We start from the raw sequence: 18,238 nt of genomic DNA, 5'->3' as shown, positions 1-18,238 counted from the left end.
GGTGTTAAAGTTTTCTTACGATATTTTTATGTGGGGGGAATATGGGCACTGCTTCACAGGAGGCGGGTGAATGGATCGACGGATTTCTGTTTGTCGCGAACAGACCGATCCTGGACTTTCTGAACACGAAGCCGGTGCTGGCAGACGGGCTGACGGAGCTGCTTACCGACAGCCACGCTCTGGAACGATGGCTGATCGCTTCAGGGACGGTGAGCACAGCGAGAATGAAGGCGCTGCTGCGGAGCTGGCGTCACAGCGCAGAGGCGGAGGCGTTTCTGAAGGATCTGCTGATCTTCAGGGAGAGGCTGAGAGAGGCGGTGCTGCGCATGGAGAGCGGAGCCGCTCCGGCAGAGGAGTTTCTTAAAGACGTGAACGCACATCTGGCGCGGTATCCGCTGCATATCGCGCTCCACAGGCGAGAGGGGAAGGTGGTGCGGGAGATGTGGTTCGAGCCGCGGCAGCCGGCCGACTTCTGGGCGCCGATTATGGACGCGACGGCGGATCTGCTTGCGGAGACGGATATGTCGCGGCTTCGCAAGTGCGAATCGTGCGTGGTGCATTTCTTCGACACGAGCAAGAAGGGCTCGCGCCGATGGTGCAGCATGAATATCTGCGGCAACCGGCTCAAGGTCGCAGCCTATCAGCGCAGAAAGCGCGACCGCGATTTGCCGGGGACATGATGCAGCCGGAGCATGAAGGTGGTAAGGCTTCGGCGGGGCCGTACCCGACCGGCTTTGAAGGCCGGTCAGGCGGATGGCGCGGCAGATTACGAGTGGCTTTCGCCGGAGCAGCAGGCGGATTTCTTTGGCGGCTCATACTGGCGGGAGGGATCGAGGAGGTAGCCCTCCGCATATTTGTCGTGATGGCGTACCCAGGACATGCTGAAGGCCAGACCCTCTTCGTCGCGTCCTTTGGGAACGAGGTCGAGCAGGTTGTAAGCGCCGACCAGGATATCGAGTCCTCGCGCATACGTTGAGTAGGTGTGGAAGACGCCGCCTGCAGCATCTTTGGCGAAGACGCTCATGCCGGGAGCTTCCTCGCTGGGGAAGAAGTCGGTGGTGTAGTTGTAACTGACCTTGCCGCGGGAGAGTTCCTCGGGCGTGAAGGAGACGTGGTAGTCGTAGTTGAAGTTGCTGTTGTACGACGAGACCCACGGGAACTTCCATCCCATGCGCTTCCGGAAGGCTTCAATCTCGTCGATGGGCGCGTGCGAGATGACGGCCAGGGTGGTATCGCGGTTGGCGAGGTGGATGGTTGAGCCGTCGAAGTGGTCCGCGATATAGGAGCAGCTTGGGCAGCCCTCCTGCCAGCCGGGGCCGAGCATGAAGTGATAGACGATGAGCTGGCTGCGGCCGCCGAAGAGATCGGCAAGAGTGATTTTGCCGCCGGCTCCGTCGAATTCGTAGCGCTTCTCCACCCTTTCCCAGGGCAGAGCGCGGCGCTGGCGGCTGAGCTCGTCGCGCAGGCGGGTGAACTCCTTCTCTTTGCGCAGAAATTCATTGCGGGCGGAGAGCCATTCGGCATGTGAGACGACATTCGGGCGTGCTGTTGCTACTGCGCTGCCGGCCATGAGGATTCCTCCTTTGACGGGATGGGTGCGGGTGGGTGGTCTGCGGCGCTTTTGGCGCCGAATTTTTTGAGAGCGATGGCCGAGAGTCCACCGGTGGAGGTGAGGCTGCCGGCAATGAGCGCCGCTGTGGCAAGGCATACCGGGCACATGCGATTCACCTCATCCGCGATTGGCTGACTGCGACGCGAGCTGTTGCCCGCTGGCCTCGGCATGTTTACGAACGCGATCGTGCATCAGGGACCAGCCTTTATGCATGCCGGGCCGGTGCTCTTCAGGAACGAAACCGAGGGCGGTGTGGCGGAAGGAGATGAGGGTTCCCCCATCGACTTCGCTCAGGCGGTACTGCACGTTGGAGACGAAGGGAAATGAAGCGAAGAGGGGACCGGCGAATTCGAGCAGCGTGGGGCGTTTGATGGCCTGCACGTTAGCCCAGAAGTGTCCATTGCCGTCGCCGAGGTCGCGGTACCAGCGGCCGCCGGGCCAGGGCTCGATTCTCATATTGAGGGATTTGCCGTCGGGGGTCTCGTTGCCGGGGCCGAGCTGTTCGAGCAGAGCGGCAAAGGTGATGTCGAGGGAGGCCTGGACGTGGATCTCCTGGTTGATGGTGAGGGTGAGGTTTTCGAGGGTCTGTTCGGTGGGAATCATGCTTTCTCCTTGAGATTCGGGTCGGATGTGTGTGGATCTGCTGCGACGCCGCGAGCCATGGCTTCGGCGCGCGCCTTAACGTGATGCAGCTGATGCTGCCAGTAGCGCTCGAAGGTCGCGGTCCACTCGTGGAGGGGGCGAATGGCTTCGGCGTTGGTTCTGTAGAGCTTCTGGCGGCCCTGGCAGCGCATGCGAACGAGGCCGACGTCGCGCAGCACGCGGAGGTGTTTGGAGACGGAGGGCTGTTCGAGGCCGAGGGCTGCGACGATTTCACCGACGGGCCGCTCGACCCCGGCGAGATACGTAAGAATCTCGCGCCGGCGGGGCTCGGCCACGGCGTTGAAGGCGTCCGAGGTGGTGCTTGCTCTTGCCATGACCGGAACAATACATTCCTATATCGGAATATGTCAAGGGAGGATTTTTCGAAAGATATTGAGGGGGATTTTCGGGCAGGGTATTGCGAATTGTCGAGGCCGTGTGGACGTGGCGGGCGAAGGAGGCATCCCAGGGTGCAACCATTTTGGTGCGGGAGCGGGTGGAAACTTCGCGATGCGGGTTCTGAGCGGAAGAGAGAGCAGAGCCGTTCAGCAAAAAGAAAGGATGGTGGGGTATACTCCCTGGCAATCGAGGCCGGAAGACGGGCCTGGCAAAGGCGCATGCGAACCGGATAAGGCGCGGACGCCGCCGGTTTCTCTGAAGATTTTGCCGATCGTTCGCAGGCGGGCAGCGGCTGGGCCGGCTCTGCGGCAACGCGGGAGCGGAGAAGATCTTCCGGTCCTGCCCACTTCCCGCGAGAAGCGGGTTTTCACCAGCAAGGCTTTACAGGGCCCGGAGAACGTATGAAGACCAGCATGACCCCCGCATCCGGTATACGGATCTGCAGGAAGCTGCCGATGTTTGGCGTAATGACCGCGGTGATGGCCGCGGTTCTTTTTTGTGCGGTATCCACCTTTGCGCAGGATGAGGACCCGCCGGGGCGTGTGGCGCGCATCGCCTGGATCGGCGGAAATGTGTCGCTGCAGACGGCGGGCGCGGATGAGTGGAGCGCGGCTCCGCCGAATTATCCGATGACGAGCGGCGACCGCCTGTATGTGGACCAGGGAGGACGCGCGGTGCTGCAGAACGGATCGAACGATCTGCGGCTGGGCGGCGGCAGCGACGTGACGCTGACCAACCTGACCGATGACTACGAGCAGGTTGGCGTGGCGCAGGGCAGCGTGCGGGTGCGCGTGTACGCGCTGGTGCCGGGCGGGACGATCGAGGTGGACACGCCGAACGGCGCGGTGATCATGCAGCAGCCGGGCGATTACCGGATCAATGTGTATCCGGACAATCAGGGATCGGTGGTGCAGGTGAATGCGGGCACGGTGCAGATTGCCGGCCCGAATGTAAACCAGGAGGTGGATCAGGGCGAGGCGGTGCAGCTGTACGGCACGAACGCGATCGAGATCGGCGCCGTGGACATGATGCCTCCCGATGATCTGGACCGCTGGAGCGAAGAGCGCGACCGCCATATCCAGGCTTCGGTCTCGGCGCGGTATGTGAGCCGAGATATTCCGGGCTACGACGATCTGGACGATTACGGATCGTGGACGCCGACACCGGATTACGGGCCGGTGTGGTATCCGCGCAGCGTGGCCGCGGGCTGGCAGCCGTACACGGTGGGCCACTGGGCGTATGTGGCGCCGTGGGGTTATACATGGGTCGACGATGCAGCTTGGGGGTATGCGCCGTTCCATTACGGACGCTGGGTGACGGTAGGTGGACGCTGGGGATGGGTGCCGGGACCGGTGAATGTGCGTCCGGTGTATGCTCCGGCGTTTGTCGCCTTCGTGGGCGGCGGTCCGGGCGTTTCGGTGGGGGTGAGCTTCGGCGGCGGAGGAGGCGTGGCGGCATGGTTCCCGCTGGGCGTGGCCGAGCCGTACGTGCCGTGGTACCGCTGCTCGCCGAACTACGTGCGGACGGTGAACGTGACCAACGTGAACATCACGGTGATTCACAACACGACGATCGTCAACAACTACAACGTCTTCATCAACAACACGCGCAACGTCACGAACGTGAATCAGATTCGCGTAACGAATGTGAACTATGTGAACCGCACGCGCGTGGTGGTGGTGAACCAGAATGCGATGACCTCGGGTGCGCGGGTGCAACAGTCGATGGTGCGGCTGAATACGCAGCAGCAGCAGCAGCTGGCGCGGGCACCGATTGTGATGGCGCGGCCTCCGGTGGCGGCTCCGGCGCGTCCGGCTATGACGCGGCCGGCGGTGAATGTGTCGCGGCCTGTGGCGAGGCCGGTGCTGATGACGCCGCATGGACGCACGGCGGCTACGCCGACCTCGAACCGGCAGCGCTTTACGCCGGCGTCTCTGCCGAAGCCGGCTCCGCCGAGCGCGATCCGTCCGGCGACACGGCCGGTGGCTCCGAATGTACGGCCGGCGGCACCGCGTCCGGGTCAGCCTGCGGCGGGCCAGCCGAATCAACCGGGGAATCCGGCGATGAATCGTCCGGGCCAGCCAGGGAACAATGCGCGGCCTGTGCCGGGAGCGAACAATAACAACAATCATCCGTCGACGCCGGTGATTCAACCGCGGCCGGCGTCTCCGGAGGCGAACCGGCCTGGTGCTCCGGTGAATAACCGGCCAACACCGCCGGCGAATAATCAGCCGCCGGTGAATAACCGTCCGAATGAGAACCGGCCGAACATGCCGGGGAACAATCGTCCCAATACGCCGGGGAACAACAGCCGGCCGGCTCCGAACCAAAATGCTCCGGGAACGCAGCCGGAGAATAACCGGCCGGGAGGGCAGAACTACGTGCGTCCGGTCAGGCCGAAGCCGGCGCCTGCTGTTCCGCAGTCGGGACCGAAGGCGGTAGGGCCGGAGCCGATGCACCCGCGGGTGACGGAGAACAATAACCGTCCGCCGGCACAGCCGCGCCCTGCTGCGCCGAATCGTCCGGCTCCGCAGGCTCGTCCTGAGGCGCAGAACCGTCCTGCGCCGCAGAAGCCGGGAGCGCGTCCCGAGGAGAAGCAGAAGCCGAGAAAAGAACCGCCGCCAAAGCAGGAGGAGCCACCACAGCCGCAGCAGTAAGCTGAACAGCAACAGAAAAGGCTCCGCTTCGGCGGGGCCTTTTTTTATTTGCCTGCGCCTATGCGGAAACGCGCCTGCGGAAGAGAAAAAACAACGGGATGCCGAGCAGGATGATGGCGGTGCCGAGCAGAGAGTTTTTGAAGTTTTCAGCGTACGAATAGACGAGCAGCACGGCGGCGGCGGCGATGAAGAGCGCGGGGACGGCAGGGTATCCGCGGAGCCGCCAGGCGGTGACGGGAGCGGAGCGGCGGCGATAGAGAAAGATGGTGGTGGCGGTGATCATGTAGAAGAGCCACTCGGCGAAGATGGCCAGCTCAAACAACTGCTGGAAGCGGCCGACGGCGAGGAGCAGTCCGGTGGTGAGCAGCGCCTGCACGATGAGCGAGGTCGATGGGCTGCGAAAGCGGGGATGGATGTCGGCCATGCGGCGGAAGAAGAGTCCATCGCGTGCGGCGGCGAAGGGCACGCGCGCGCCGGACATGATGGTTCCGTTGAGCGTGACGAGGATGCTGACGGCCATGGCGATGGAAACGAACGTTGCTCCCCAGGGGCCGGTGACGACCGCGAGCGCGGAGACGGCGGGGCGTGGAGCGGCGGCGATCTGAGCGGCGGGAAGAATGTACTGAATGCCGGCGTTGGTGGCCATGAAGAGGACGCCGACGATGGCGAGTCCGGCGATGAGGGCGATGGGCAGGCTGCGCCGGGGATGCCGGATTTCACCGGCGACCATGGTGAGATCGTTCCAGCCGTCGTAGGCCCAGAGCGCGGCGATGAGCGCGATCATGAATCCGCCGAAGCCGCCGTGAGCCGCGTGGAATGAGGTGCGGAAGTTGGCGAGAGAGCCGGAGCCGGAGGCGAAGCAGAAGCCGGCGATGACGACGATGAGGATGCCTTTGAGCCAGGTGAAGACGAGCTGGAAGTCTCCTGCCTTTTTGATGCCGAGATAGTTGAGGCCGGTGATGAGCCAGGTGATGGCGATGGCGAAGAGCTGCGACCAGGCGACGGCGAAGGGGATGCGGAGCGCGGTCGCATCGAGCCAGGCGAAGGCGTGGAAGATGGCGAGGGTGCGGGCGAGTCCGGTGGTGACGCTGGCGATGGAGGCGGGCTTGGCGACGGCGAACCAGGTCCACATATAGAGGAAGGCGGGCAGATCGCCGTAGACGCCGCGGATGTAGACATATTCGCCGCCCGCGTAAGGAAGCAGAGTGCTGAGCTCGGCGTAGGTCATGGCGCCGAAGAGAGAGAGCAGACCACCGATGATCCAGGCAAGATAGACGAGTGTGGACGAGCCGGTGGCCTGCATCATTTCGTGCGGAACGAGAAAGATGCCGCTGCCGATGATGGTGCCGACCACGATGGCCGTGGCGTGCGAGGTGCCGAGGACGCGGGGAAGAGTGGGCGATGCGTCGGCGGCAGTGCTCAATGCGGAGAGGCTCCGGAGATCAGTAATAGAACCTGAAGTCTTTCCAGTCTGACGCAAGGGTGGCTTTTCTGCCACGGCAAAGAAAGATGGGGCCCTGCTCCCATGGCATGGCGAGCGGGTTGTCGAGACGGCCGGCGACGGCGCAGGAGGCATAGGACTGCTGCAGCGAATCGACGGTGGCGTGGTAAGCGATGATGATCATCTCCTGGCCGGTGTAGCCGTGCGGACCCCAGATCCAGTAGTTCTGATGGCCGCTGATGGCGACGGGGAGTCCGTACTTCGGGCCGTAGAGATTGATGGCGCTGGCTTCGCCATAGTTGCCGGTGAAGATGCCGGTGACGGCGCGCTGATCGGGCGGGAGCGCGTTGTAGATGGCGGCGACCTTTTCGACCATCTCATGCCAGCCGAAGCGGTCGGCATAGAACTGCGGCAGGATGGTCGCGGAGTGGTTCTCCGAGTCTTTGGGCTGGAAGTGCATGATCTTCGACCAGGTGAGGAACTGCTGCGGCGGCAGAACGGGGATGGAAAAGGGGACGGTGAGGAAGAATCCGATGACGAGCAGCAGTGCGTAGAGGCCGATGAGGGCTCTGCGCCACGTTGCCTTCGAGGCCCACGCCACCCACAGGACGGCTCCGGCGGCGAAGTAGAGAGGATAGATGGGCGCAAGGTAGTAGTCCTTGGCGTTGAGCGCCATCATCACGGGCAGGAAGACGAGATAGAGGACGCCGAGGAAGCGGAAGGGGCGCGCAGCCTTTGCGAAGAGCAGCCAGAAGATGCCGCTGAGCCAGAGGAGGATGGTCCAGGGAGTGAGCATCATCATCTGCGCCATAAGGAAATGTAACGGTGACAGTTTCACATCCTTGTCGCTGTGGCGGACGTCGTTGAGCCATTCGAGGGTAGGGAAGTGATAGTGAATCTGCCAGAGCAGGTTGGGCAGAGCAAGCAGAACGATGATGGCGAGCGAGAGAGCGAACCAGCGGCTGCGCAGAATGCGGCGCTGCGGAGTGAGCAGCAGCGCAATGAGCACGGCGACGAGGAAGAAGACGATGTTGTCCTTGTTTTCGAGACCGAGACCGGCACTGATGCCGAGGATGATCCAGCAGTTGCGAAGGATGTGCCGTTTTGCGCGGTCTTCCGGATCGATCTGCACGATGTGAATGAGGGCGAGCGCGCAGGTCATCCAGAAGACGGGCTCGAAGGAGTTCATGGAGAGGAAGCCGTCGATGCCAAGGTAGACGCCGACGACGATGACGCCGAGCATGGCGAGCGATGCAGCGAGGCGGTTTCCACCGAGGGCGCGGACGATGAGGCCGGTGAGGAAGACTTTGGCTGCTCCGGCGAGCGCGGAGAAGAGACGCAGGGACCACATGTGGCCGTAGCCGAAGAGGATCTCGGTGAGGCGCGCCTGGAGCGCGGTGAGCGGCGGCTGATCGACGTATCCAAAGGCGAGATGGCGGCCGCAGATGAGGTAGTACATCTCGTCGCGGAAGATGCCGTAGCCGGCATGCTGCGCGAGGATGTTGCCAACGACCTGAATGGCCAGCTTGAGCAGCGCGAAGGCGGCGCAGAGCAGGAGGAAGTGACGCAGTGGGGCGTTCTTTTGCGGGGGAGCGGTCGAGAGCTGTGAAGTGTGCATGTTGTCCGCCCGGTAAAAATGCCTGCGCTACAGGATGCACTACGCAGAGGATGGCAGGGAAGTTCCTGCGCTGAAGAGTTAGTCCCGCAGGTAGATCTCCACGCGGTCTGTTGTCCATGTGGGAAGACCGCAGCCGAAGAAGTCGAGGTCTTCCGTCCAGATGGCAAGATTCAGAAACAATGCTGTAGCTACGATGGGCCAGTCATCCGGGTCGCGGGAGGCAATGCGGGCGTTGGCGTCGGCGTACAGCGATTGATAAAAATCCTCCTGGACAGGCGTAATCAGCAGGCTGACTTTGTCCAGTGCGAGAAGAGAAAGATGCCGATCCCGGCTTTGCCGTTCTGCAATCACCGGAATACGTTTTCGAGCTTCCTCGATACAGAATTCGGGGCAGCAGAACACCGCCTTATCGCTGGTTTCCAGAATGCGGCGAACTCTTCTTCCAAATACGGCACGGATCAGAATATTGGCATCGATCACCAGCCCCTTTTCTGTTTCTGTGCTCATTTGCGGCTTGCCGCACGCAGTTCATTGAACTCCCGGACGATGTCTTCTTCTGTTACTCCGGCATTTTCCATCTCTTTGTAGAGCTTCTCTGCAATTGCATCGAGCTCCGCCCGCTCTTCCGCTGTGCGTTTGCGCCGCACAGGCATGAAGAGACCGATCGTATCGCCATGGCGGGTAATAGCTATGGGGCCGCCCGCCCGAAGCAGGTAGCTGGAGAGATTTTCACGGAACTCGCGGACGCCGACCTGCTGTGTTCGAGAGGTCATTTGCGTACTCCTGTGTACACAATTTTCGACTTATTTGAAAGAAATTGCAAGGAAGTGGTGGACGGTCCGTCTGCAATGGAGAGAAAACAAACCATTCCGCAGCGGCTAAAGCCGCGCTCCATTTGAATCTCTTACGGCACGGCTGAAGCCGTGCCCTGATACAGAACCATTCAAACTGACCCACCGCCGTTTACGCGCCGTTGTCGAGGATGGGCAGGGGATTTTCGGCTGCAGCGGCATCGGCGTGGAAGTGCGCGTGGATGGTCTCCGCGGTTTTGCGGGAGACGACGGCGGTCAGCGCTTCAAGGCCGGCGTTCTGCACGCTGCGCAGGCTGCCGAAGTGTTCGAGCAGGCGCTGGCGGGTGCGCGCGCCGACGCCGGGGATGGTGAGCAGCTCGGAGTCGCGGTCGCGCATCTCGCGGCGCTTGCGGTGATAGGTGATGGCGAAGCGGTGCGACTCGTCGCGAATGCGCTGGATGAGGTGCAGGACCGGTGAGCGGCGATCGAGGACGATGGGATCGTTCTCCTGACCGTAGAGGTAGATGATCTCTTCGCGCTTGGCGATGGAGGCGAGCGGCTGCGTGGTGAGGCCCAGCTCTTCGAGCGCGGCAGCGGCGGCGTGGAGCTGGCCGAGGCCGCCGTCGATGAGGATGAGGCTGGGGGCCTCTTTCGGCTCCTTTTCCTGTTTGCCGTTGTCTTCCTGTTTGCCGTTGCCCGCGGCGTTCGAGCCTTCGAGAATGCGGCGATAGCGGCGGGAGACGACCTCGCGCATGGAAGCGAAGTCGTCGACGCCCTCGACGGTTTTGATTTTGAATTTGCGGTAAGCCGATTTCTTCATCGCGCCGTCTTCCCAGACGACCATGGAGGCGACGGTCTCGGCGCCCTGAATGTGCGAGATGTCAAAGCACTCGATGCGGCGCGGCGGATCTTCGAGCATGAAGATGTCCTGCAGGGCCTCCTGAATGGCCTTTTGCGAAGGCTGCAGGACGCGGAAGCGCTGATCGTAGCTCTGCTTCGCGTTTTGCCCGGCGAGATCGACGAGCGAGCGCTTTTCGCCGCGCTGCGGAGCGGCGAGTTCGACGCGATGGCCGGTGCGCTCGGCGAGCAGGGCCGAAAGAGTCTCGCGGTCGGCGAAGTCGACGGGGACGAAGATGCTTTTGGGAACGTAGTGCTGATCGATGTAAAGCTGCTTGAGCAGCGCGGAGAAGAAGGCGGACGAATCGAAGGGCTGCGAGGCTCCGGAGGCGAGCGCGGAGGCTTCTTCCTCGCCGGATTCGAGGACGAACTCGGGCAGGTCTTCCCAGAAGAACTCGCGGCGGTCGACGATTTTGCCGCCTCGCATGTGGAAGAGGTTTACGGCGATCATGCCGTTTTCGTAGTGATAGCCGTAGACGTCGGCGTCGTCGTTTTCGGTGGAGGCGATGCGCTGCTTTTCGCTGAGCTGGCTGATGGTGATGAGCAGATCGCGGTATTTTGCGGCCAGCTCGAACTGCTCGTTTTCGGCGGCGGCCTGCATGCGCTGCTCGATGGATTTGCTCAGCTCGGTGCCTCGGCCTTCGAGGAACATCTGCGTGTCGCGGACGGCTTCGCGGTAGGCCTCGGGCGTGGTGAGGCCTTCGACGCAGGGGCCGAGGCAGCGATGGATGTAGTACTGCAGGCAGGGGCGGGGATGGTAGCGGGAGAGATCGACCTTGCAGCTGGGGATGAGGAAGCTGCGGTGGATGAGATCGGCGATGCGCCAGGCGAGGTTTCCGGGAAAGTAAGGGCCGTAGTAAGCGCTGCCGTCTTTGCGCAGGCGGCGGGTGACGAAGACCCTGGGATAGCGGTCGGCGAGGGTGAGCCTGACGTAGGGGTAGGTCTTGTCGTCGCGCAGCAGGATATTGAAGCGCGGCTTGCGCTGCTTGATGAGGTTGTTTTCGAGGGCGAGGGCCTCGTGCTCGTTGTCGACGAGGATGTAGTCGACGTCGATGGCCTCGCGCATGAGCGAGCCGGTCTTGGCGTTGGCCTGGGAGGCTTCGAGCAGATAGGAGCGGACGCGGGAGCGAAGGTTTTTCGCCTTGCCGACGTAGATGACCTCGCCGCCGGCGTTTTTGTAGAGATACACGCCGGGCCGCGTTGGCAGGGTTCGAATCTTCTCGTGTAAATCCATTGCGGCTCTTTACCAGTTTAGCCGTTTCTTCGCCGGTAACTGTGGAGGGTGCGATGGAGAGGATCGCGTAAAAAATACTCGATTTGGGGGCGGCGAGCGTCGTGCTGCAATCCTCCGTTTACGCGCAAGTAACGTAATTCAATGAATTTGCAGTGAACCGCGGCGTTTGGCAGGGGGCTTGCACCTGCAGGAGGTGTACGGGGAGATGAGGCGTGCAGGCTGCGGCGAGCTCTCCAGCAGAAAGAACCAAATACAGAGATACGGAGTATCCCGAATGACTCGAATGGCAAGAACAGGATTGCAGGCTGTATCGGCGCTTGGGGCATTTTCGCTGCTGCTGGCCAGCGGCTGCACGACCAAGAACTATGTTCGCAGCCAGACGGCGCCCATTATTCAGCAAACCAACGAACTGGACGACGCGACAGCGACGAACAACCGCAATATCCACGATGTGGATCAGCGCGCCCAGGCCGGTATCCAGCAGGCGCAGGGCGCAGCCAACCAGGCGCAGCAGTCGGCGCAGAGCGCCAACCAGTCCGCAAGCCAGGCGCAGCAGTCGGCACAGGAAGCGGTGAACCGCGCCGATTCACTGGCCAGCGTGATTTCAAACCTGGACAGCTACAAGTCAGTCGCGGATGCTTCGGTGAATTTCGGCTTCGACAAGGCCGATCTGACCAAAACGGACAAGGCGCAGCTCGACGAGTTTGCCTCACAGATGACCAACACGAAGAGCTACATCCTCGAAGTGACGGGCGGAACAGATTCCACGGGATCGAAGGAATACAACTACGATCTGAGCCAGCGCCGCGCGCAGGCGGTGGTGCAGTATCTGGCGGCGAAGTACAACGTGCCGGCGCACAAGTTCTATCTGATCGGCATCGGCAAGGATCAGGAAGTGGCTTCGAACAGCACGGCAGCGGGCCGGAAGAAGAACCGCCGCGTCACCATTCAGCTTCTGAGCAACGATCAGAGCGCGACGCCGGCGCCTGCGCAGACCGGCAGTATTGCGGGCAGCGGCAACGGCAGCAGCGCGTCGGAGTAACGCCTACCCCCAAACCCTCAACCCCCAGACCAACCTGCAGGTGAAAGCCTGCACTATCGGAGGACGCAGCAAACACTGCGTCCTCTTTTTATTTTTGTGGGGAAGCGCGGGGCGGCTCAGAGAGCGAGATGGCGGACGTGCTCGGCGCGCACGTCGGCCGAGGTGAAGAGGCTGAGAAAGGGAGCATCGCCGCAGGCCTTTTCGAGAGCGGCGCGTCCTTTGGCTTCTTCGCGCTCGACGAGGCAGATGGCGGCGATGACGTTCATGCCGGCTTCGCGGGCGGCTTCGATGGCGTTGATGGTGGAGGCGCCGGTGGTGCAGACATCGTCGACGATGAGCACGGGCGCATCCTTTTCCAGAAAGCCTTCGATGCGGCGGCCGGTGCCGTGGGTCTTTTCGGCTTTGCGGACGAGGAAGCCGTGTATGAGCGGTGCGGCCGCGTGCTGCTGCGCCTGCCAGGCGCTGGCGATGGAGACGGCGGAGACGACCGGATCGGCGCCGAGGGTGAGGCCGCCGACGGCGGCGGGCTTCAGGTGATGCTCATGCAGCAGGTCGAGGATGGCGAGGCCGGTGAGGCGTCCGCCTTCGGCGTGCAGCGTGGTGGTGCGGCAGTCGATGTAGTAGTCGCTCTTTGCTCCGGAGGAGAGTGTGAAGTCGCCGAGGCGGAAGGAGATGCGAGCGAGGAGATGAAGCAGAGCGGCGCGATGAGTGGTGGTCATGAAGCTGGCTGAGTCCTGTGATTTCTGCAAAGACGGTGCAAGTGCAATTTTCGCACGCGGGAGCGATTGGGATTGGCTGAGATGAAGGCAGAGAGCCCATGTCCGAAGATCCGGACATGGGGCGCCCTGTCAGCATGACTGCAGAGAAGCGTGAATAATCAGACGGCGGCTGCGGCGGAATCGTCCTTATGACGGCTTTCCCTCTGCGGGCCTTCGGGGCAGGGGCCGTTGAGCACCCAGGCGACGGTGGCGGCAACCTGCACGGCTCCGACGAGACGGGTGAGGGCGGGGCGGTCATCGAGATACTTCATGAGGCTGTTCCACTCGGGCGGGCCCATCTTCCAGACGCTTGTGTCACGGTGCGGGCAAAGCATCGCCATGACACCGTCTCCGATGAGCAGCATTGCAGCCATGTCTTTCCAGCGCATGGAATTCACGGATTACCTCCGATAGCAAACTTCAGAATTATCTCCGACAACTTCGAAGACAGGATAGCTCCCGAAAAAAGGGTTGTGGACCCGTTTGAGATGTGAAAAGACAAACCATTCCTCAGCGGCTGAAGCCGTGCCCTTCCCAAAATCATTCAAAGTGACCCACGGCCGAAAAAGCACCTGCAGGTTCTGAGCGCGGGAAGCACCGCTGCAGTTGCCTGACGCGGCAAAGCGGGGGTAACAGCCGTGGTATGCTGCCGCTCATATGGACTTCCTCGAAGTTTTCGTCAAAGAGTTTGACCGTGAGATGGGCGCGACGCGCAGGATGCTGGAGCGGGTTCCGGAAGAGCAGTGGGGATGGAGGCCGCATGAGCGGTCGATGATGCTGGGCAGGCTGGCGTCGCATGTGTCGGATCTTCCGAACCGCGCGGTGCAGGTGGTGGAGCTGGAGACGCTGGTGCGGCAGCCGGGGTTTGCGCCCTATCAGGCGGCGACCAAGACCGAGATGCTGGAGAAGTTCGAGAGCAGCGCCGCGAGGGCGCAGGAGCTGATTCCGGGCCTGACGGAAGAGCAGCTGAAGGCGGAGTGGTCGATCCGGCTGGGCGAGCGCGTGATGATGGCGATGCCGCGGGGGATGGCGCTGCGCACCATCGTGATGGATCATCTGATTCATCATCGCGGGCAGCTGAGCGTGTATCTGCGTCTGCTGGATGTGCCGGTGCCGGGCGTCTATGGGCCGTCGGCGGATGACCAGCCTCTCGGATGAGAGAGGCTACATCGTCAGCTTTTCAAGATGGCGGAAGCCGCCGGTTTCGACGAGGATGCCGGCGAAGAGGGTGAAGTTGTAGGCGGCGTGGACGACGGAGCTGGCGGCGACGGAGCTCATAGCGAGACGCACGACGCAAAGCACGATGCTGACGGCGCCGATGAGCGCCAGCGGTCCCCAGGAGTCGGATACCTGCGGCGCATGCAGCAGAGCGAAGGGGATTGATGTCAGCACGATGGAGGCGGGGATGCCGAGCCACTTTACGGTGGAGTCGCCGATATCGTCGCGGCGTGCCAGCCAGCGGAAGACATTGACCAGCGCGGGCAGCAGAAAGCCGCGGAAGGCGAGCTCCTCGATGGGCGGAGCGATGAAGATGCCGAAGATGAGCATCATCCATGCGCCGAGGGGCGTCTTGATCATCTCGGCCATGATGGGCGGATTTTTCGGCATAGGCAGATAGTTGCCGAGCAGCGAGATGCCGAAGCCGACGCCAAGACCGAGAGCGATGAGCCAGAAGAAGCGGCGTCCGGCGATTTCGCTGTTCCAGTGAATGCCTTCGACAAAAGAGCGGTGCCAGAGAAGTGAGAAGACCGGCGCGGCGAAGAGGATGAGCATGCCGTAGATGATGGCCTGCGTGGGCATGCTGTAGCGCACGTCGCTCTGCATGAGCAGAAAGATGGAACGCAGGCTGGCGGAGCGTCCGGCGGGATGCAGGACCAGACGCAGCAGGAAGGCGCTGAGGACTTCTCCACCGACAAAAGCAGGAACGGCGAGCAGGAAGAAGAAGATCGCGTGGCCGATGTTCGGAATGAGCGGCGGCGGTGCGGGGACGGGAATTTCTCTGTACTGCGGCGGCTCGTAATCGGGCAAAGACAGAGGAGCGGGCTGATGCAGGAGCTCCGGCTGCCCGGAGAGATCGTCTTCGTTCATTGCGCCCGCTCTTTCTTCGTGGCTTTGCGCCGCTTTCCGGTTCCGTTTCCGGAGGCTGCGGCTTCTTTTCTGACGGATGCGGGGTCGCTTCCGTTTACAGGCGGGGCGGCGATGACGGCTCCTGCAGATCCGTTCGATTGATCCGGTCCGCCGGGCGAGGCGGCGTAGTAGCGGCGCAGGAAGTCTCCGGTATGCGACTGCGTGACGGCGGCGATCTGCTCGGGCGGGCCTTCGGCGACGATCTGGCCGCCGTCTTCGCCGCCTTCGGGGCCGAGGTCGATGATCCAGTCGGCGTTGCGGACGACGTCGAGGTTGTGCTCGATGATGATGATGGTGTTGCCGAGATCGGTGAGGCGGTGCAGCACCGCGAGCAGCTTGTGCACATCGTCGAAGTGCAGGCCGGTGGTGGGCTCGTCGAGCAGATAGAGGGTGCGTCCGGTCTGGCGCTTGGAGAGCTCGCGGGCGAGCTTCATGCGCTGGGCTTCGCCGCCGGAGAGCGTGGTGGCGGCCTGGCCGAGGTGAATGTAGCCGAGGCCGACATCGACGAGGGTTTCGAGCTTTTGCCGCACGGTGGGAATGTCGGTGAGGACGGGCAGCGCGTCTTCGATGGCGAGGTCGAGCACGTCGGCGATGGAGTAGCCGTTGAATTTGACGGCGAGCGTCTCCTGATTGTAACGGCGGCCGTTACAGACTTCGCACTCGACGTAGACGTCGGGCAGGAAGTTCATCTCGATGCGGCGCTGGCCCTCGCCCTGGCAGGCTTCGCAGCGTCCTCCGGCGACGTTGAAGGAGAAGCGGCCGGGCTTGTAGCCGCGCTCGCGCGACTCGGGCAGCATGGCGAAGAGATCGCGGATGGCGGAGAAGACGCCGGTGTAGGTCGCGGGATTGGAGCGCGGGGTGCGGCCGATGGGAGACTGGTCGATGCGGATGGCCTTGTCGAGGTGTTCGAAGCCGGTGATGCGGGTGTGTTCGCCGGGTTCTTCGCGCGAGCCGTAGAGCTGCTTTGCGAGGGCGCGGTAAAGGATGTCGTTGACCAGCGTGCTTTTGCCGGAGCCGGAGACGCCGGTGACGACAGTCATGACGCCGACGGGGAAGCGCGCTGTGAGGTTGCGCAGGTTGTGGCTGCGTGCGCCTTCGACGGTGATCCATTTGCCGGTGAGCGGGCGCGGAGCGAGGCGGTGCAGCGTGGATTTTTCTCCGGCGAGGTAGCGGCCGGTGAGCGACTGCGGAGCGCGCATGATGTCGGCGGGCGTGCCTTCGGCGACGACGTGGCCGCCGAGCTTGCCGGCTCCGGGGCCGAGATCGAGGACGTAGTCGGCGTGACGGATGGTGTCCTCGTCATGCTCGACGACGAGGACGGTGTTGCCGAGATTGCGCAGCGATTCGAGCGCGGTGATGAGGCGTTGGTTGTCGCGCTGGTGCAGGCCGATGGAGGGCTCGTCGAGGACGTAGAGGACGCCGCGAAGGCGTGAGCCGATCTGCGTGGCGAGGCGGATGCGCTGGCCTTCTCCGCCGGAGAGCGTGGCGGCGTTGCGACTGAGCGAGAGATAGCCGAGGCCGACGGCGTTGAGGAATTCGAGGCGCTCGACGATCTCGCGGCGCAGACGCTCGGCGATGAGGGCCTCGCGCGCGCTGAAGGAGAGCTGGAGGGCGGCGGTGAGCGCACGCTGCAGCGGCAGAGCGGTGAAGCCGGCGATGGACAGGCCGCCGATTTTGACGGCGAGTGATTCGGGCCGCAGGCGCTGCCCTTTGCAGGCGGGGCAGACGGAGGCGGACATGTACTCCATCATGGCCTCGCGCCAGGATTCGTGCTTCGACTCTTCGAGCGAGTCGCGCAGATACGCGAGGATGCCGTGGAAGCCGGTGCGCGGCGCTTCGGATTTGGGAGGGCCGTAGAGCAGGAGGTCCTGCTGCTTTTGCGGGAGCTGCTCGAAGGGCGTCTTCAGATTGATTTTGTACTTCTGCGCGGCGAGGTGGATGAGGCGCAGAAGATACTGCGAGCCGGAGCCGGGGCCGAGCGCGCCGTCGAGCAGAGGCTTCGACCAGTCTTTGATGATCTTTGCGGGATCGAAGTCGTAGATGCTGCCGAGGCCGTGGCACTCGGGGCAGGCTCCATAGGTGCTGTTGAAGGAGAAGCTGCGCGGCTCGAGCTTCGGCACGTCGAGGCCGCAGTCGGGGCAGGCCATGGACGAAGAGTAGAGCTGCTCGTCGTTCTGCGTGGCGACGAGCACGAGGCCGCTGGCCATCTGCAGCGCCTTCTCGACGGAGGAGGCCAGCGCCTTTTCGATGCCTGGCTTGAGCACGGCGCGATAGACGGCGGCTTCGATGGTGTGGTTCTTCCGCCTTTCGAGCTCGATGGGCTCGGAGAGATCGCGCAGGACGCCGTCGACGCGGGCTTTGAAGCCCTGCTGCTCGATCTTGTCGAGGAGTTCCTTAAACTCGCCCTTGCGTCCGCGCACGATGGGCGCGTAGATGGTGACGCGCTCGCCGGGTGCGAGGGCGAGGATGCGCTCGACGATCTGCTCGGCGCTCTGGCGCGAGATCTGGCGGCCGCAGTTTGGGCAGTGCGGAATGCCGATGGAGGCATAGAGCAGGCGGAGATAGTCGTAGATCTCGGTGATGGTGCCGACGGTGGAGCGGGGGCTGCGGCTGGTGGTCTTCTGCTCGATGGAGATGGCGGGGCTGAGGCCTTCGATGGAATCGACGTCGGGGCGCTCGATCTGATCTAAAAACTGCCGCGCGTAGGCCGATAACGTCTCCACGTAACGACGCTGGCCTTCGGCGTAGATGGTGTCGAAGGCGAGCGAGGATTTTCCGGAGCCGGAGAGGCCGGTGACGACGGTAAGCGTGTTGCGGGGAATCTGCACGCTGATGTCGCGCAGATTATGCTCGCGTGCGCCCCGCACCGTGATGTGTGTAATAGCCATGTTACGTTTGTGCGAAAAAACCAGAAAATCCAGAAGGCAGATTCGGATTCCGGTTTTGAATCGGGAAGTACTGGTTAGAATTGGGACACAGAACCCCTTTAGGTATCTTATTTGGCAACAGAAACAAGGGTC

General features: G+C 62.7%; 16 protein-coding genes. 4 read left to right on the top strand and 12 right to left on the bottom strand.

Annotation, left to right across the window (positions count from 1 at the left end; translation table 11 throughout):
- Window positions 1-41 precede the first annotated feature (41 nt).
- Window positions 42-680, top strand: coding sequence for a CGNR zinc finger domain-containing protein (locus D0Y96_RS01365; protein WP_117297512.1), 639 nt, complete (start codon window positions 42-44; stop codon window positions 678-680).
- An 86-nt stretch (window positions 681-766) separates the two neighbouring features.
- On the opposite strand, the gene D0Y96_RS01360 is transcribed toward D0Y96_RS01365, so the two are convergent.
- The 3 genes from D0Y96_RS01360 to D0Y96_RS01350 form a co-directional block, all read right to left on the bottom strand.
- The gene (locus tag D0Y96_RS01360; protein ID WP_117297510.1) at window positions 767-1,570 is read right to left on the bottom strand and encodes a DUF899 domain-containing protein; all 804 of its coding nucleotides are present in this window, start codon (window positions 1,568-1,570) and stop codon (window positions 767-769) included.
- A 159-nt stretch (window positions 1,571-1,729) separates the two neighbouring features.
- Complete coding sequence (locus D0Y96_RS01355; protein WP_117297508.1) at window positions 1,730-2,215, bottom strand: SRPBCC family protein; 486 nt, start codon at window positions 2,213-2,215, stop codon at window positions 1,730-1,732.
- On the bottom strand, window positions 2,212-2,589 hold the full coding sequence (locus D0Y96_RS01350) for an ArsR/SmtB family transcription factor (protein WP_117297506.1): 378 nt from the start codon (window positions 2,587-2,589) through the stop codon (window positions 2,212-2,214). The genes D0Y96_RS01355 and D0Y96_RS01350 overlap by 4 nt, the downstream gene beginning before the upstream one ends.
- A 465-nt stretch (window positions 2,590-3,054) precedes the next feature.
- Here D0Y96_RS01350 and D0Y96_RS01345 point away from each other — a divergent pair, with 465 nt between their 5' ends.
- Complete coding sequence (locus tag D0Y96_RS01345; protein WP_117297502.1) at window positions 3,055-5,310, top strand: DUF6600 domain-containing protein; 2,256 nt, start codon at window positions 3,055-3,057, stop codon at window positions 5,308-5,310.
- A gap of 58 nt (window positions 5,311-5,368) precedes the next feature.
- Here D0Y96_RS01345 and D0Y96_RS01340 read toward each other — a convergent pair whose 3' ends face one another.
- From D0Y96_RS01340 to uvrC, 5 genes are all read right to left on the bottom strand, one after another.
- Window positions 5,369-6,733 carry an APC family permease gene (locus D0Y96_RS01340; protein ID WP_117297500.1) on the bottom strand — a complete coding sequence of 455 codons (1,365 nt, stop codon included), beginning with the start codon at window positions 6,731-6,733 and terminating at the stop codon, window positions 5,369-5,371.
- A 19-nt stretch (window positions 6,734-6,752) separates the two neighbouring features.
- Window positions 6,753-8,369 (bottom strand): ArnT family glycosyltransferase, encoded by a 1,617-nt coding sequence (locus tag D0Y96_RS01335; protein ID WP_117297498.1) that lies wholly within the window; start codon window positions 8,367-8,369, stop codon window positions 6,753-6,755.
- A gap of 78 nt (window positions 8,370-8,447) precedes the next feature.
- Window positions 8,448-8,849 carry a PIN domain-containing protein gene (locus D0Y96_RS01330; RefSeq protein WP_350448942.1) on the bottom strand — a complete coding sequence of 134 codons (402 nt, stop codon included), beginning with the start codon at window positions 8,847-8,849 and terminating at the stop codon, window positions 8,448-8,450.
- A gap of 23 nt (window positions 8,850-8,872) precedes the next feature.
- Complete coding sequence (locus D0Y96_RS01325; protein WP_117297493.1) at window positions 8,873-9,142, bottom strand: type II toxin-antitoxin system Phd/YefM family antitoxin; 270 nt, start codon at window positions 9,140-9,142, stop codon at window positions 8,873-8,875.
- A gap of 190 nt (window positions 9,143-9,332) precedes the next feature.
- The gene (gene uvrC / locus D0Y96_RS01320; RefSeq protein WP_117297491.1) at window positions 9,333-11,291 is read right to left on the bottom strand and encodes an excinuclease ABC subunit UvrC; all 1,959 of its coding nucleotides are present in this window, start codon (window positions 11,289-11,291) and stop codon (window positions 9,333-9,335) included.
- Window positions 11,292-11,574: 283 nt separating this feature from the next.
- Here uvrC and D0Y96_RS01315 point away from each other — a divergent pair, with 283 nt between their 5' ends.
- Window positions 11,575-12,333 (top strand): OmpA family protein, encoded by a 759-nt coding sequence (locus D0Y96_RS01315; RefSeq protein WP_117297987.1) that lies wholly within the window; start codon window positions 11,575-11,577, stop codon window positions 12,331-12,333.
- Window positions 12,334-12,449: 116 nt separating this feature from the next.
- Here D0Y96_RS01315 and pyrE read toward each other — a convergent pair whose 3' ends face one another.
- Both pyrE and D0Y96_RS01305 read right to left on the bottom strand, forming a co-directional pair.
- The gene (pyrE, locus tag D0Y96_RS01310) at window positions 12,450-13,052 is read right to left on the bottom strand and encodes an orotate phosphoribosyltransferase (protein ID WP_117297488.1); all 603 of its coding nucleotides are present in this window, start codon (window positions 13,050-13,052) and stop codon (window positions 12,450-12,452) included.
- Window positions 13,053-13,210: 158 nt separating this feature from the next.
- A complete protein-coding gene (locus D0Y96_RS01305) occupies window positions 13,211-13,489 on the bottom strand; it encodes a hypothetical protein (RefSeq protein WP_147324885.1) in 279 nt (92 codons plus the stop codon).
- 259 nt (window positions 13,490-13,748) lie between these two features.
- Here D0Y96_RS01305 and D0Y96_RS01300 point away from each other — a divergent pair, with 259 nt between their 5' ends.
- Window positions 13,749-14,249: a DinB family protein gene (locus D0Y96_RS01300; protein WP_117297484.1), complete on the top strand. Its 501-nt coding sequence runs from the start codon at window positions 13,749-13,751 to the stop codon at window positions 14,247-14,249.
- A 6-nt stretch (window positions 14,250-14,255) separates the two neighbouring features.
- Here D0Y96_RS01300 and D0Y96_RS01295 read toward each other — a convergent pair whose 3' ends face one another.
- Both D0Y96_RS01295 and uvrA read right to left on the bottom strand, forming a co-directional pair.
- Window positions 14,256-15,179, bottom strand: a complete 924-nt coding sequence (locus D0Y96_RS01295) for a CPBP family intramembrane glutamic endopeptidase (protein ID WP_117297481.1) — start codon at window positions 15,177-15,179, stop codon at window positions 14,256-14,258.
- Window positions 15,176-18,106 (bottom strand): excinuclease ABC subunit UvrA, encoded by a 2,931-nt coding sequence (uvrA, locus tag D0Y96_RS01290; protein ID WP_117297479.1) that lies wholly within the window; start codon window positions 18,104-18,106, stop codon window positions 15,176-15,178. The genes D0Y96_RS01295 and uvrA overlap by 4 nt, the downstream gene beginning before the upstream one ends.
- Window positions 18,107-18,238: the final 132 nt, after the last annotated feature.

Source organism: Paracidobacterium acidisoli, from assembly GCF_003428625.2.
Lineage (GTDB): Bacteria > Acidobacteriota > Terriglobia > Terriglobales > Acidobacteriaceae > Paracidobacterium > Paracidobacterium acidisoli.
This window is presented reverse-complemented; position numbering and strand designations above follow the sequence as displayed.

Bases quoted from the DNA above. Each gene is read 5' to 3' on its own strand.
- D0Y96_RS01360 (WP_117297510.1), bottom strand. From the start codon at position 1,570: ATGGCCGGCAGCGCAGTAGCAACAGCACGCCCGAATGTCGTCTCACAT.
- D0Y96_RS01350 (WP_117297506.1), bottom strand. From the start codon at position 2,589: ATGGCAAGAGCAAGCACCACCTCGGACGCCTTCAACGCCGTGGCCGAG.
- uvrA (WP_117297479.1), bottom strand. From the start codon at position 18,106: ATGGCTATTACACACATCACGGTGCGGGGCGCACGCGAGCATAATCTG.
- pyrE (WP_117297488.1), bottom strand. From the start codon at position 13,052: ATGACCACCACTCATCGCGCCGCTCTGCTTCATCTCCTCGCTCGCATC.
- D0Y96_RS01365 (WP_117297512.1), top strand. From the start codon at position 42: ATGGGCACTGCTTCACAGGAGGCGGGTGAATGGATCGACGGATTTCTG.
- D0Y96_RS01295 (WP_117297481.1), bottom strand. From the start codon at position 15,179: ATGAACGAAGACGATCTCTCCGGGCAGCCGGAGCTCCTGCATCAGCCC.
- D0Y96_RS01355 (WP_117297508.1), bottom strand. From the start codon at position 2,215: ATGATTCCCACCGAACAGACCCTCGAAAACCTCACCCTCACCATCAAC.
- D0Y96_RS01335 (WP_117297498.1), bottom strand. From the start codon at position 8,369: ATGCACACTTCACAGCTCTCGACCGCTCCCCCGCAAAAGAACGCCCCA.
- D0Y96_RS01345 (WP_117297502.1), top strand. From the start codon at position 3,055: ATGAAGACCAGCATGACCCCCGCATCCGGTATACGGATCTGCAGGAAG.
- D0Y96_RS01325 (WP_117297493.1), bottom strand. From the start codon at position 9,142: ATGACCTCTCGAACACAGCAGGTCGGCGTCCGCGAGTTCCGTGAAAAT.
- D0Y96_RS01300 (WP_117297484.1), top strand. From the start codon at position 13,749: ATGGACTTCCTCGAAGTTTTCGTCAAAGAGTTTGACCGTGAGATGGGC.
- uvrC (WP_117297491.1), bottom strand. From the start codon at position 11,291: ATGGATTTACACGAGAAGATTCGAACCCTGCCAACGCGGCCCGGCGTG.
- D0Y96_RS01315 (WP_117297987.1), top strand. From the start codon at position 11,575: ATGGCAAGAACAGGATTGCAGGCTGTATCGGCGCTTGGGGCATTTTCG.